20 protein-coding genes and 1 pseudogene are annotated in these 11,681 nt (G+C 55.8%); 9 read left to right on the plus strand and 12 right to left on the minus strand.

The genetic code is table 11. The features are described 5' to 3' along the window. The 6 genes and pseudogenes from rph to trmB all read left to right on the plus strand — a co-directional run. Window positions 1-135 (plus strand): ribonuclease PH (gene rph / locus IPM59_00005; GenBank protein ID MBK9213982.1); only part of this gene is annotated, 135 nt, incomplete at its 5' end. Between the two features lie 37 nt (window positions 136-172). Further along, the gene (locus IPM59_00010; protein MBK9213983.1) at window positions 173-406 is read left to right on the plus strand and encodes a DUF2281 domain-containing protein; all 234 of its coding nucleotides are present in this window, start codon (window positions 173-175) and stop codon (window positions 404-406) included. A gap of 124 nt (window positions 407-530) precedes the next feature. Continuing rightward, window positions 531-809 carry a type II toxin-antitoxin system VapC family toxin gene (locus IPM59_00015; GenBank protein MBK9213984.1) on the plus strand — a complete coding sequence of 93 codons (279 nt, stop codon included), beginning with the start codon at window positions 531-533 and terminating at the stop codon, window positions 807-809. A 4-nt stretch (window positions 810-813) separates the two neighbouring features. Beyond that, a pseudogene (gene fabG, locus IPM59_00020) lies at window positions 814-1,565 on the plus strand (3-oxoacyl-[acyl-carrier-protein] reductase). Between the two features lie 13 nt (window positions 1,566-1,578). After that, window positions 1,579-2,319 carry a rhomboid family intramembrane serine protease gene (locus tag IPM59_00025; GenBank protein ID MBK9213985.1) on the plus strand — a complete coding sequence of 247 codons (741 nt, stop codon included), beginning with the start codon at window positions 1,579-1,581 and terminating at the stop codon, window positions 2,317-2,319. Window positions 2,320-2,323: 4 nt separating this feature from the next. Further along, window positions 2,324-2,950 (plus strand): tRNA (guanosine(46)-N7)-methyltransferase TrmB, encoded by a 627-nt coding sequence (trmB, locus tag IPM59_00030; GenBank protein MBK9213986.1) that lies wholly within the window; start codon window positions 2,324-2,326, stop codon window positions 2,948-2,950. A 31-nt stretch (window positions 2,951-2,981) separates the two neighbouring features. Here trmB and IPM59_00035 read toward each other — a convergent pair whose 3' ends face one another. The 6 genes from IPM59_00035 to IPM59_00060 form a co-directional block, all read right to left on the minus strand. After that, window positions 2,982-3,206, minus strand: coding sequence for a hypothetical protein (locus IPM59_00035; protein ID MBK9213987.1), 225 nt, complete (start codon window positions 3,204-3,206; stop codon window positions 2,982-2,984). After that, window positions 3,157-4,083 carry a hypothetical protein gene (locus IPM59_00040; GenBank protein MBK9213988.1) on the minus strand — a complete coding sequence of 309 codons (927 nt, stop codon included), beginning with the start codon at window positions 4,081-4,083 and terminating at the stop codon, window positions 3,157-3,159. Before IPM59_00040 ends, IPM59_00035 begins: the two co-directional genes overlap by 50 nt. A gap of 161 nt (window positions 4,084-4,244) precedes the next feature. Beyond that, entirely contained in the window at window positions 4,245-4,679 is a 435-nt protein-coding gene (locus IPM59_00045) for a peptide deformylase (protein MBK9213989.1), read from the minus strand. Then, window positions 4,680-4,880, minus strand: a complete 201-nt coding sequence (locus tag IPM59_00050; protein MBK9213990.1) for a hypothetical protein — start codon at window positions 4,878-4,880, stop codon at window positions 4,680-4,682. It lies immediately after the preceding gene. Beyond that, window positions 4,877-5,365 carry a hypothetical protein gene (locus IPM59_00055; protein MBK9213991.1) on the minus strand — a complete coding sequence of 163 codons (489 nt, stop codon included), beginning with the start codon at window positions 5,363-5,365 and terminating at the stop codon, window positions 4,877-4,879. Before IPM59_00055 ends, IPM59_00050 begins: the two co-directional genes overlap by 4 nt. A 75-nt stretch (window positions 5,366-5,440) precedes the next feature. Then, window positions 5,441-6,394: a glycosyltransferase family 39 protein gene (locus tag IPM59_00060; GenBank protein MBK9213992.1), complete on the minus strand. Its 954-nt coding sequence runs from the start codon at window positions 6,392-6,394 to the stop codon at window positions 5,441-5,443. Window positions 6,395-6,509: 115 nt separating this feature from the next. Between IPM59_00060 and IPM59_00065 the strand changes: the two genes are divergently transcribed. The 3 genes from IPM59_00065 to IPM59_00075 are packed head-to-tail and all read left to right on the plus strand — an operon-like array spanning window position 6,510 to window position 7,878. After that, window positions 6,510-6,752: a hypothetical protein gene (locus IPM59_00065; protein ID MBK9213993.1), complete on the plus strand. Its 243-nt coding sequence runs from the start codon at window positions 6,510-6,512 to the stop codon at window positions 6,750-6,752. Then, complete coding sequence (locus tag IPM59_00070) at window positions 6,715-7,227, plus strand: hypothetical protein (protein MBK9213994.1); 513 nt, start codon at window positions 6,715-6,717, stop codon at window positions 7,225-7,227. Before IPM59_00065 ends, IPM59_00070 begins: the two co-directional genes overlap by 38 nt. A gap of 33 nt (window positions 7,228-7,260) precedes the next feature. Further along, window positions 7,261-7,878: a hypothetical protein gene (locus tag IPM59_00075; GenBank protein ID MBK9213995.1), complete on the plus strand. Its 618-nt coding sequence runs from the start codon at window positions 7,261-7,263 to the stop codon at window positions 7,876-7,878. On the opposite strand, the gene IPM59_00080 is transcribed toward IPM59_00075, so the two are convergent. From IPM59_00080 to IPM59_00105, 6 genes are all read right to left on the minus strand, one after another. Continuing rightward, window positions 7,869-8,105 carry a hypothetical protein gene (locus IPM59_00080; protein MBK9213996.1) on the minus strand — a complete coding sequence of 79 codons (237 nt, stop codon included), beginning with the start codon at window positions 8,103-8,105 and terminating at the stop codon, window positions 7,869-7,871. The genes IPM59_00075 and IPM59_00080 overlap by 10 nt on opposite strands. Next, window positions 8,072-8,968 (minus strand): hypothetical protein, encoded by an 897-nt coding sequence (locus IPM59_00085; GenBank protein MBK9213997.1) that lies wholly within the window; start codon window positions 8,966-8,968, stop codon window positions 8,072-8,074. Before IPM59_00085 ends, IPM59_00080 begins: the two co-directional genes overlap by 34 nt. Beyond that, window positions 8,952-9,374, minus strand: coding sequence for a hypothetical protein (locus tag IPM59_00090; GenBank protein MBK9213998.1), 423 nt, complete (start codon window positions 9,372-9,374; stop codon window positions 8,952-8,954). Before IPM59_00090 ends, IPM59_00085 begins: the two co-directional genes overlap by 17 nt. Before the next feature lie 18 nt (window positions 9,375-9,392). Then, window positions 9,393-9,764: a hypothetical protein gene (locus IPM59_00095; GenBank protein ID MBK9213999.1), complete on the minus strand. Its 372-nt coding sequence runs from the start codon at window positions 9,762-9,764 to the stop codon at window positions 9,393-9,395. Window positions 9,765-10,314: 550 nt separating this feature from the next. Next, a complete protein-coding gene (locus IPM59_00100) occupies window positions 10,315-11,115 on the minus strand; it encodes an FAD-dependent oxidoreductase (GenBank protein ID MBK9214000.1) in 801 nt (266 codons plus the stop codon). 210 nt (window positions 11,116-11,325) lie between these two features. Next, window positions 11,326-11,601, minus strand: a complete 276-nt coding sequence (locus tag IPM59_00105; GenBank protein MBK9214001.1) for an FAD-dependent oxidoreductase — start codon at window positions 11,599-11,601, stop codon at window positions 11,326-11,328. Window positions 11,602-11,681: the final 80 nt, after the last annotated feature.

The raw sequence follows: 11,681 nt of genomic DNA on the forward strand, positions 1-11,681 counted from the left end.
GGTAAATTCATCGAGCTGCAAGGAACGGCCGAACGCGAGCCTTTCTCACGCGAGCAGATGGACGCGATGCTGGTGTTGGCCGAGAAGGGAATTCATGAGCTGTTCGCGATACAGCGCTATGCGCTGAACGCATAGGAATTATCTTTGGTGTAAAATCGACCTGAGGTTTTATATGCTGACAGCTATTGAACGTACGGGAACCACTAATGCTAACTCTCAGATCGTCTTGGATGAAGATCTTCCTGAAAATGCGCCCGCTCGCGTTCGTGTCATTGTTCTATACGATGAGAATGGTAAGAACGGACCTTCAACGCTACGCCGAAAGGCTGGAAGCGCCGAAGGTCAATTGACGATTCCGGCCGATTTCGACGAGCCACTGGAAGACCTTGAGGAATACCAACCGTGACGGGGGACGCCGACATCAATTGTGTCCTCACCGACACAAACGCCTTTCTATATTTTATTAACAACGATTTGGTGCTGACCGCTGCCGCTGCGCGTGAAGTTTTGAATCGGCCGCCCGTATTCAAATGAGTTCGGTGAGCATTTGGGAGATCGCGATCAAGGTCAGCATTGGAAAGCGCCCTTTACCCGATTCATTTGGCAACTTTGTTCCGTATCACGTCGAGCAAAACGATATTCAGATCGTATCGCCCCGTCTTGAGGATTACAAGCAGGTAGCAAGTTTACCCTTCCATCACAAAGACCCCTTTGATCGCTTGATAATCGCTCAAGCCCTGATCGCCAAACTACCGGTGGTGAGTGCGGATAAGAACTTTGATCTCTACGGGATCAAGCGCATATGGTGAAACTATGAGCGAAAATCAGTTTGACGGAAAGGCCGCGATCGTTACCGGCGGCACGCGCGGGATCGGAAAGGCGATCGTGCTGGAACTAGCGCGGCGTGGGGCGAACGTCGCGTTCAACTATTCAAAGAGCGCGGATGAGGCTGAGGTCTTGAGGGCTGAGGTCGAGAAGCTCGGTGTGAAGGCTATCGCGGCCAAGTGTGATGTCGCGAATACCGAGGCGGCGGCGGAATTTGTCGGGCAGGTGGAAGAAGAGTTTGGGACGGTCGATTATCTCGTCAATAACGCGGGAATCACGCGACACGTTGATCCTGCGAATGAAAGAGGAAGATTGGGACGCCGTTATCGATACAAATCTCAAGGGCGCGTGGAATTTCTAAAGCCGTCCTGAGGCCGATGATGCGGAATGAGGGCGGCGGATCGATATTGAATATCACTTCGATCTCCGGCGTCGTCGGTATGCTCGGGCAATCGAATTACTCCGCGTCAAAGGCCGGCATGATCGGCCTGACAAAATCGCTTGCCAAAGAGGTCGCCAGCCGAAAGATAACCGTCAACGCCCTCGCTCTCGGCCTCATCGAGACCGACATGGCAGCCGAGATGAACGAGGAATACCGCGAAAAATACCTGACGATGATCCCGCTCGGGCGGCTCGGTAATGTGGAGGAAGTGGCTGCGATCGCCTGCTTTCTTTTGTCGCCTTCGGCGTCGTATATCACTGGCCAGGTAATTCAGGCCGACGGCGGCTTGGCAATGTGACGCCCCGCACGCGATGGCATTCACATATCAGCAAGAGGAACAGCCTCGCCCGGACGAGCCGGCCGATGAGGAATTTGTGGAGGCGTACCAGCCGACGCCGATCTACACGACGGTGCTGATCGTCGCGATCCTGGGCGTGGCAGCTGTTCAGTTCATTGCGGGCCTTGAGCCGTCGATCATGGCGGCGGGCTTTGATAAGCCGGCGTTTCTGATCGGCCATGAATACTGGCGGATCCTCACCGGCGCTACGGTCCACGGCGGCGTAATGCACGTCGCGATGAACTGTTACGCGTTCTATAGCTTTGGCAAGATCGTCGAGATGCTCTCGAATCGCGCCCACCTCGCCATCGTCTTCCTTTTGTCGGCTATCGGCGGCGGTATCCTGAGCCTCATTTTTGTTCCCGACGGACTATCGGTCGGCGCTTCGGGCGGCATTGTCGGGCTGGTCAGCTATCTGCTAGTCTATGCATTTCGCCGCCGGAGGTTCATCTCGGCGGAATTTCGAAAGAGCCTGCTTATTAATATCGGTTTTATCGTCATTTTCGGCCTTGTCCTATTTCAGGTGATCGACAATTTTGGACACATTGGCGGCCTTATCACGGGTGCCGCATATGGCATTGTGCAGATACCGTCCGACGAATACACTGACCCTCGGGAGGCCGGAGCATTGGTTTCGATGGCCGGGATTGTGGCTATGGGCATTTACCTCGCCGGGTGCTTGATGAGCGTGCTGCTGATCCTGAGGGTTGTCTAGTCCAATGGGCCGAGTCCGAGTTCATCAACACGTCAATCCTCTCGCGCCGTATTTTCGACGTTGTCCGGAGCCGATCGAGCTTGCGTCGGTTTTTGGCGATCCGATGAGGCCGATCTTTCTTGACCTCGGATGTGCGCGGGGCCGTTTTTTGCTTCAAATGGCTCAGGCCGAGCCGAGCTGGAACTATTTGGGCATCGAGATCCGTGAAGCACTGGTCACGGAAGCCAACAGGCTTGCCGCTGAGGCCGGACTGACAAATCTCCATTACGTCTTTTGCAACGCGATGCTTTGGCTCGATAAGTTACTGCAAGAGATACCGGCCGGCCTGCTTCGGACCGTGGCGATCCAGTTTCCTGATCCATGGTTCAAAAAGAAACACGCAAAACGGCGGATGGTGAATGCCGAAATGACAGGAGCGATTGTCCGCCGTCTGGCCCCGGGCGGAACTGTTTTTGTCCAAACGGATATCGAGTTCCTGGCCGATGAGATCTTCGACCTGTTTCGGGCAAGCGGTTGTCTTGCGGAGACAGGGATAGACGTGAATCCCTTTCCGATACAGACAGAGCGTGAGCGAGCCGTGCTCGAAAAGGGGCTTGCGGTGTATCGCAGGTCATTTGAGAAGGGAAAGTGAGGGCCGGGGTGAGACCGGCCCCTTGAGGTAATTACCAGTTGATATCCACGTCGTAGTCGTCAGCTCCGCCATTCGGATCAAAGATCTGGACGATCGCCGTGAAATCATTCTCCCACGACGGCTGCTGGAGAATATTTACTGTTCCTCGACCATCACGCCGGCGAACGGTGACCGAGCCGGGCCGTCGGGCAAGGTAACCGTTGATATCAAACCTGACATTCGAGAGGCCCGTGCCGGCCGTGTCCTGCGACTGCACATCGTTGCCAGAGATGATGATGTTCACGCTCTGGTCCACCCGGCCGCGCCATCGGACGCTTCCTGAGCGGTAGGGCCTCGACGTTTTGGGCTGTGCCGGACCAACTGATCTCGACACCGTACGTATCAGAGCCGCCATTGCGGTCATATATTTGCACGATCGCCGTGTAGTCGTTGCCCCGATTCGGCTGCTGAATAACCGAGACCGTGCCTCGCCCGTCACGCCTGATCGCAGAGACCGTCGTCGCCCTGCGCGGCAGCACGCCGTTCATATTCTGAGAGTGCACGCTAGCTGGATTGCCGCTGATCGTCTGCGTTCTGAGCGTTGCTCCCTGAATGACCAGATTCACGCGATCATCTACGCGGCCACGCCATGATGCGGTCCCCGTCGATCCGCCCGGCGTCGGATAGCCCGGATTGTTATCGATCGGGACATCATATTGGCGAGGACGATTATTGAAGCCGTCGTCATAGCCTTTCTGATAGTAGAGACCGATGCTTGCATCGTATCGTCCGCTGACACCGCTCTCGCCGCCCCGCGAATAACGGCGGTCATTCTGTCCCTGTTCGTAGCCGGCGTCGTAGGCGTTGCGCTGGGCACCGGTCCATCTTACCCTCGGCCTTACGCTGTCGTAGCCGGCAGAATAGCCTCGGCGATAGAAGTCTTCGTATTGGTTTGCGCTTGAATACTTATTTCGATACCGGCGATAATCGTCGCTGCGATTGGCCCGGCCGTCGTCAACGCCGTCCTGATATCCTTCGTCATAGAATCCGCATCTGATCGGCGACGCCGTATTCCGGTCGCATTGGGCCGCGGCCGTAATACCGCCAAACGCCACAAGGCAGCCCATCACTGCCATAAAAAATATGTTCTTCATTTTGATTCCTCCATTTCTAATATGTCTAAACGACCGGACGCACCATTCGGTGGGCGATCCACCCGCTAAGATGAAGAGTATGTCGGTGGCCGATGCCATCGATTATTCCCATCGCTTCTCTTTCTTGAATCTCTTTATCACCATATCGCGCCGCAGCTTGGCTAGATGATCGATGAACAATCGCCCGTCACAATGGTCGGTCTCGTGCATAAAGGCCCGTGCTGCATAGCCCTCGGCTTCGCGTTCAAACCAATTGCCGCTCGCGTCTTGGGCCTTGAGAGTTGCCCGCAGCGGCCTGACGACAACGGCCGGCACTTTCCTGACCGACAGGCAGCCTTCCTGGCCGGACTGCTCTCCGTCCACTGCAATGATCTCTCCGGATTTGCGGCGATCAGTTTCACACCCTCGCAATCCATTACGAACAACCTCAGCCCCAAACCGATCTGCGGTGCCGCGAGGCCGACGCCTTCGGCGTCGTACATCGTGTCAAACATATCGCGGCACAACTCTGCCAACTCCGGGCCAAATTCGGTCACGGGCTCGCCGCGGCTGGCCAGAACGTCTGCCGGGTATTCAGTGATCGGTCGGATGGCCATCTATCTGGGAATAACGCCCCAACGTGAGTCCCGACGGAAGTCAGGTTTCGCAAAGAATCCTTTTTCCTCGCGGGCGAGGCAGCGCCAGCAAACGATGTACGGCCTATTCGAGGCTGAGAGAAATGTGTTGTAATACTCGACCTCGGTGTCGCATTCCGAGCATCGCGCAAGAGGTTTCTTCGTGGTTTTGGGATCGATCATGGCGTTCTTCTACGCAAGAGAAAGAGTTTCTCGAGATAAAATTCCTTTTCGATAACAATAGTGTAATTTGCCATTACGAAATTATCCAATGGGACGCAGGCCTGCGTCGTCTGACAGGCCTCGCCGGTCGCGAGCCATACATCAGCGGCGTCGTCCGGTATTTGCGAGATGACATGATCGATCTCTTTCACGGCGCTTGCCGCCGAGCCTATTGATGCTCCAGTGGCAAATTCGAAGAAATTCTCGGCCGGCAGTATCTGATTCTGGCCGCGATAGTGGTATGGCAGGGCCATTGCGGCAAATATCGGAAAGACCACTATCGGCTGGCCCGGACGTTCGTTTTCCTGGATGAAGCGCCGATTCGGGCCCAATCGCCCTGTTTGACACCGGCGGGATGCAGGATTCAACAGCGAGTATGAGAATGACGCCAGCACGAGGAGGCCCGCAGCGAGGGACACGAGCCTCGTAGTTCGCTCGGTGGTCATCTTGAATAAGTCGGTCAGGAGTGATGCGAAAAGAAGAGCACCGGGACAAACAGGAACGCGACCTCGCTCGGTGTCCTAAACGGCCCAAGGGCGAAGTGCATCGCTAGTAATATGGCCGCCGAGACGCCCGTGACGGAGCCAAGGGCGGCCGTTAGGCGAGAGATCGAATCCCAACAACGAACTGCGCCAAGAATGACCGCGCCGAAGCAGGCCACGACTATCCATGCACGTGCGGCCGAGACCGTCGTGATCGCAACCGACGAAAACAGCCCGGCGGGCAGAATGAATGTTAACAGCCCTTGCCAGAGGACCTGTACGCCGTCGATCAGAGAGCCGGCCGATCGGGAATTGCCGCCGCCGACCTTCGTCTTCACGATGAATATCAGAGGAATGCACGCAATGGCCGCGACTGCCGTGAACTAGCAGGTACCGCTTCGCCTGCTCCCATTTGCCGGCAATGAAAAAGGCGGCAAGGAAGCCGGCAAACAGGTAAAGCAGATGGTAGCTAGTGTAGGCCGCCACGACCGCCGTGAATGCAAGCCATAGCCAGCGTGCGTTTCGCCGGCCATTACTTTCCAGGAATATGTCGAGGAAGAGCCTGACCGAGATCACCGACAGCAGCACCACAAGCGAATAGGAGCGTATCTCAGTGCTCGCCCAGACGAGCACCGGATGAAGGGCAAAGAAGGCCGTCGCGAGAAGCGTTGCTTCGCGTGTGAACACGCGCCGGGCCGTGCCGGCAAACACGCGGATCGCCACTATGCTGCAAATGATTGAAAATAGGCGTGCAAAGAATATCGATCCGTCGATCGACCTCCACAGGCTCATGACCCAGAAGTATAGCGGCGGCTGACGCTCGTCTATTGCCGCGTGACGGATGGCTGAGAGCAATCCATGCTGTGTTGAAAAGAGTGTTGACGCCTCCTCTGCCCAGATATTGAGCGAAAAAGCGAGTGGAAGAGCAATCAGCAAATGGAGCAGTATGAGAAGAAATGCACCCGTGCCTGCTCTAGCGGTTCTGTCCGGCATTTTAGGTCAATGATAATCCAATCAGGGACGAGCGGTCAGGTGCGATAAGATGAATTCGCCCGGCTTTTTGCAAACCGCGAGACGTGTTTCACTATATACTGCAACGAAGCCTCTAATGATAAGCCTCTCCTCGAAACTGTTTACATGGCGGCAGGTCGCCGGTATCGGCGCCATTTTTTTGGCAATCACTGTCGCCATTCAGCGGTCGCTGCGTTATGTTTGCACCGATCTGATCGCCTTTGATTGCTCGTACTACTGGCCGATCAGCATCATGAACATCCGCATGCCGACGATGCGCGATGTCGTCGTAGCCGCGGCGGTTGCGGCTGTCTTTTTTCATAGTCCTGCGACTACTTGAGGCCCGTCGCTACGAACTGCGGATCGTTATCGCATCCGCCGTCCTGTTGATCGCGGGGCTGAGTTTTATTCACGGTGTTGCGGTCGGGTTCTATGCACCCATTGCGGGTGATGCGCAGACGGGCGTCCTGGTGCCGTATTCGCTCGAAGGACAGGAATACTATCACGACGCGATCAAGCTCACCGGAGTGATGGACTTTCTCGCACGCTTTAATGACCTGCAGCCGACGCTCCATCGGCATAGCCACACACATCCGCCGGGAGCGGTGCTCACTTTTTACGCGTTAGACAGTATCCTCGGCGATCCCGCTCTTATCGCGATCACAATAATGCTGATCGCCCTTCCCGTGAGCCTGTATTTTGTCCACCGCTTGATGGCCGCCGCGGTCGATGACGATACGGCCCGCTATGTCGCGGCGCTTTTTGCATTTCTTCCTGTCATACAGATCTATTATCTTGCGACGCTGACGCCCTGATCGCGTCGATATTGATCGCGGCGCTGTATTTCTTTGCTTTGCCGATCGCGCGGCTCGATAGCTGCAGCAACGGCGTTGGTATCGACCTCGTTCTTTATGACGTTTGTCAGCCTGTTCATTCTTCCGGTATTGGTTGGTTTTGAACTGCTCGTAAAACGCAGCCTGAAGCGTTCAGCCGTTCTGGTCTGCGGCGTTATTGCATTCCACGTTTTGTTGTCTTGGTTCACCGGCTATGACGCAGTGCGGGCATTTAGGACGGCGTCGGCCTTTGAGAATCCGCGTGGGTTCATGCTCCTTGTCGAGCCTGTGAACTATCTCTTCACTCGGATCGAGGACATAGCCGAGATAGTCTTTTTCCTCGGGCCGCTTCTTCTGATCCTATTCTTTCGAGGTCTTACAAACTTGCGCGAACGGCCTCACCTCATCCTCACACTTCTAGGATGCGGGACGTTTGGGGCAATGCTCGCGTCGGGGGCGTTTCGGACGGGCGAGACGGCCCGGGCGTGCATGTTCCTATATCCTTTTTTGCTGTTCCCGGTCGCTTATTATCTTCAGGACTCGGATGCAGGTGCGCAGGAGCGCAGGCAGCTCGCAACGCTCATTTTTGCTCAGGCCCTCGGCATGCAGTTATTTGGGAACTATCACTGGTGAGCTTGCGGCAGCTGATAGACCTTGTAGGTGTCGGTCCGAAATGCGACCGGGAAGGAATAGTCCGTAGTGCTAACGAGATACGCCGTCGCATACTTTTGCTGCAATTCCTCGATCTGCGCGGCCGATAGATTGGCAAATGCCGTTTCGATCTCCTTGCTCGAACTCGCCCGGTCGGTGATCGGTGCGTTTGCGATCAGGTCAGCGATCCGTGCCCGCCATTCTGACAAGCGGTCATACCTTGGGTACATGTACGAGACGGGCTGCGAGCGTTGTGAAAGATACCAGAATTCCGGCCCAGCGGAGCCGCGAGAATGACCGTATCGGGCGGCGTGTTGGCTGCGATCCACTTCAATGAGACATCGAGGTCGGTGGGTTTGGCGATCCAACTCGCCTTTAACTCGCGTAGTCGTCCGATTCCCTCATCAAACGGCTCGAGAAGGCCGAGAATGACGAGGACACAAGCGAGGGCGACGGCTTTCTTCGCCAGGCCATTCAGCTTCCGAACAAAATAGACCGCCGAGAAGATAAAGAATAGCGGCGTCAGTATCGGGAACAGCCGCATCGGCATGAGACTCAGCAATGGGTAGAATTCGAATGCCCTCAATAGGATCCCAAGGAAAAAGAAGCCTGCAATTGCGATCTGAAAACTGCGCAGGAAACGCAATTCGAACCTTTCAGAACCTCGCAGCGCAATAATGTTGAAGATCAGCATTAGCCCCAAAACGGCCATTCCTAGCGTCGAGAAATAGAACGGGTCGAAATGAAAGGGCATGTGCTTGAGGACGATGAACTGCCAATCTGCGTAGCTCGCAGGCTGCGCTTCCAGTCGGTCACCGATCAGTGGGATGATGCCGGGCAATGCGAAGAGCAGCGTGAGGCCGGCCACCTTGGCTGCGTCGCGCAATGCCACACGTTCGGCAAGCAGAGCGATGCCGACCGCCGGAATGACCCAGAGGCCGACTGCGGGATGGAAACTGAATGAGAGTCCAAGCAGTATCGATCCGCGCGTCAGCTTTCTACCTGCAATATCGTTCAGGGCGAACAGCAGGCATGCGTAAGCGACCGTCTTAGCTTCAAAGCTGCCGATCATCCACTCCGCATTGACGACGGCCTGGCCTATGGCCAACCAAAACGAGACCGCAAAGGCGATCGACCAATATGGGACCTTCCCAGTTCTGACCGAGCCGGATCAGTCCTGTGAGGCAGAGTATCCAGACGAGAGATCCGTCCGGCCCAGCCCATGACTTCGAGCGGGACGAGCTTTGCGGGATACTGAAAATGAAGTTAAAGAGCCAATGTTCGTCCGCGGCGTGGGCAAATGACCAGTCGTTCGCCGGCGCGTAGGGCGCCAGCCGCATTAGATAAATGAACTCGTTGCCAAATGGAACGGGCCGCGCGTGAAACGAGGCGGTTACAAGAAAGAGAAAGCCGAGGCAGAGGAGGAAACCGGTCGTCGAGTACCGGTCGGCGCGAAGGAGGTTTGAAAGGCGTTCCATTTCAAACACAACCGAACCTTACAGCACAACCTCGGTCTGCGGAACCGCGGCGAGAGCGTTCTTGCGAAAGCAGTCGGCGTGCTCGCGCATATTGACAATTTCGAACTTCGCTGCGTAAGACGCGATCACGCTATCCATGAGTTCGAGTTTTCGGTTCGTTGGCACGTTCATTCCGGGAAAGAACTTGAGTTCCGGAACGTCATCGCCGCTCAGAAAATCGAGCGGGTGCAGCAGCATCGATGGCTGAACGTCGGTCAGATTGCATGCGGCAAGAGCCGATCTCCAATATGCTTTCGCTAGCGGACCGGAGAACGCGGAAAGGTAGTGTAGATACGTCGCGTGGACGGGCGTTTTAACTACGGGAAATGTGGTGACCGGTATCTCGACCATGTTTCGTCCTGCTGCCCCGACAAGGTGCGGCTTCAGCGTCTGAAAGCCGTCTGAGAACTTGCCAAACAGTTTCTTGAGCTTTTCGCGTTCGTCGGCGCTTCATCGACGGAGACCTCAGAAAGTAAATGGGCACGAGCGACCGGAGCAAAATAGGTCGGCAGAGTCGAGCAGTCATACTCATATCCGCGAGTTCCGAGAACGTCAATGACAGTTGGAGACAGGCTAAAGCCTGGCCCGCGAAATCCCACCGGCCGCATCGCAAACACTCTCCAAGGCCGCCTCTAAGACCGCGTTCTTTCAGGAACGCGAGAATTCGCGGCACCGCAATATCGAGATATGATGGGAACGATTCCCAGCCCGCATCACCGTGCGTCTTCATATAAGACCACTGATTATCGAGGTCGAGTGATAGGCTCGCGATCTGCTTCATTGGTTCAGGTTAGTGTCGTCGCGGAAAAAACGCTCGGCGAGTTGCACTGTCTCATTGATATTCAGCGTTCCATTGACGATATGCGACGAATTCACGATGTGCACGCCGTCCACCGATGACTCATTTCAGCCAACCGTGTCGAATAATCAACGACCGGGATCGGGAAGACCTGACGAACACGAGAGATCTTGAAGGCAACGACGTCCGAACGGTCAAAGTGCGGATACATCTGCCCAAGCGCGTCGAGGAAATACTCCTCGATCTCGTCGTCGGTCCTGTCAAACAACTCGTGGTCAGGCGCGATATACCTCGGCAGGTAGACGAGCGCGTTACGGTTGAATTCTTCTTTATCGACGATCGCGACATCTCGATAATGCCCGTGAACGGCGTGTCGTCGGTAATATTGGTAACATAATAGTCCGATAGCGAACGCTTCAGCATTACCGAAGCGCAGACGATGCCCTGATATCGGATGCTGCGAAGTTTGCGCCTTTCCACAGGGTCGAGGCCCTCGAGCACCTTTTCGGCGGTGTTTGACGGGCAGGTCATGATGACGCGGTCATATTCCGTGACCGAACGATCATCGGGAAAGCGCACGACCGCGCCGATGTTCATCTGCGGTTCCGCGATAAACGCCCCTGAGAATCCGGGAGCGACAGCCGCTGCGGCCTGGAAATTTGCATATTTTGTCGGCTGCCGGACGATATTGGGCTTTACGTCGCCATTACGCCGGGCGGCTTTTGTTGAAATGCGAACCTTGCCGCTTGCGAGCCGTTCTATCGATTCGACGCGCGAGTTAAGCCGTATCTCGACACCCTTATCGAGCAGGACTTCGCCAAAGCGCTCGAGCACGCGGGCATAGCCGCCGCGAACGTAACCGAACATTTCGCGCTTCATGCCCGAGTTGCGGGCTGAGTACATTCGCTGGATCGATGCCCAGATGAATGATGCGGCTGTTTCCTTGTAAGCGTCGCCGAGCTTGGCTTTGAGGAGCGGCTTCCAGATCTTTTCGAACGTCTTACGGCCCGACCAGCGTGTCAGCCACTTCTCGACCGATAGTCTCTCAAGCCGTCGCCAATTCTTTACTTTCGACGCATAAAAGATCGTTGCCCCCGAGGCGCAGCCTGTCGATCAGGCCGATAGCGGGAAATGTGAGAAACCTTCCGTGTTCGACATTGACAGCAGTTCGCCGTCGGTATAGAAACCCGTTTTCGTCTCGATCCATCGCAGTTCATCGCCGAGCCCGATCTCTTCGATAAGGTTTCGCGTGTGCCGGTCAGACGCAAGGATTACATGATAATGCTTGTCCCAGACGATGCCGCCGATCTCCCAGACCGAGGCGAGGCCGCCGATCTCGGGCGCGGATTCAAAGAGAGTTACGTCCGCCCCCGCGTCTGCGTAACGCATTGCCAGCGTCATGCCGAGAAAACCCGAGCCGACGATTGCGATCCTTTTTGCATTTTTGAGTAAGCCGGATCTGATGGAGG

Source organism: Chloracidobacterium sp., from assembly GCA_016715795.1.
In the GTDB taxonomy this organism is placed as follows: Bacteria; Acidobacteriota; Blastocatellia; order Pyrinomonadales; family Pyrinomonadaceae; genus OLB17.

Coding starts and splice junctions, on each gene's coding strand:
- IPM59_00010 (MBK9213983.1), top strand. CDS start 173: ATGCTGACAGCTATTGAACGTACGGGAACCACTAATGCTAACTCTCAG.
- IPM59_00015 (MBK9213984.1), top strand. CDS start 531: ATGAGTTCGGTGAGCATTTGGGAGATCGCGATCAAGGTCAGCATTGGA.
- IPM59_00025 (MBK9213985.1), top strand. CDS start 1,579: ATGGCATTCACATATCAGCAAGAGGAACAGCCTCGCCCGGACGAGCCG.
- trmB (MBK9213986.1), top strand. CDS start 2,324: ATGGGCCGAGTCCGAGTTCATCAACACGTCAATCCTCTCGCGCCGTAT.
- IPM59_00040 (MBK9213988.1), bottom strand. CDS start 4,083: ATGAAGAACATATTTTTTATGGCAGTGATGGGCTGCCTTGTGGCGTTT.
- IPM59_00045 (MBK9213989.1), bottom strand. CDS start 4,679: ATGGCCATCCGACCGATCACTGAATACCCGGCAGACGTTCTGGCCAGC.
- IPM59_00050 (MBK9213990.1), bottom strand. CDS start 4,880: ATGATCGATCCCAAAACCACGAAGAAACCTCTTGCGCGATGCTCGGAA.
- IPM59_00055 (MBK9213991.1), bottom strand. CDS start 5,365: ATGACCACCGAGCGAACTACGAGGCTCGTGTCCCTCGCTGCGGGCCTC.
- IPM59_00060 (MBK9213992.1), bottom strand. CDS start 6,394: ATGCCGGACAGAACCGCTAGAGCAGGCACGGGTGCATTTCTTCTCATA.
- IPM59_00065 (MBK9213993.1), top strand. CDS start 6,510: ATGATAAGCCTCTCCTCGAAACTGTTTACATGGCGGCAGGTCGCCGGT.
- IPM59_00085 (MBK9213997.1), bottom strand. CDS start 8,968: ATGATCGGCAGCTTTGAAGCTAAGACGGTCGCTTACGCATGCCTGCTG.
- IPM59_00090 (MBK9213998.1), bottom strand. CDS start 9,374: ATGGAACGCCTTTCAAACCTCCTTCGCGCCGACCGGTACTCGACGACC.
- IPM59_00095 (MBK9213999.1), bottom strand. CDS start 9,764: ATGGTCGAGATACCGGTCACCACATTTCCCGTAGTTAAAACGCCCGTC.
- IPM59_00100 (MBK9214000.1), bottom strand. CDS start 11,115: ATGTACTCAGCCCGCAACTCGGGCATGAAGCGCGAAATGTTCGGTTAC.
- IPM59_00105 (MBK9214001.1), bottom strand. CDS start 11,601: ATGCGTTACGCAGACGCGGGGGCGGACGTAACTCTCTTTGAATCCGCG.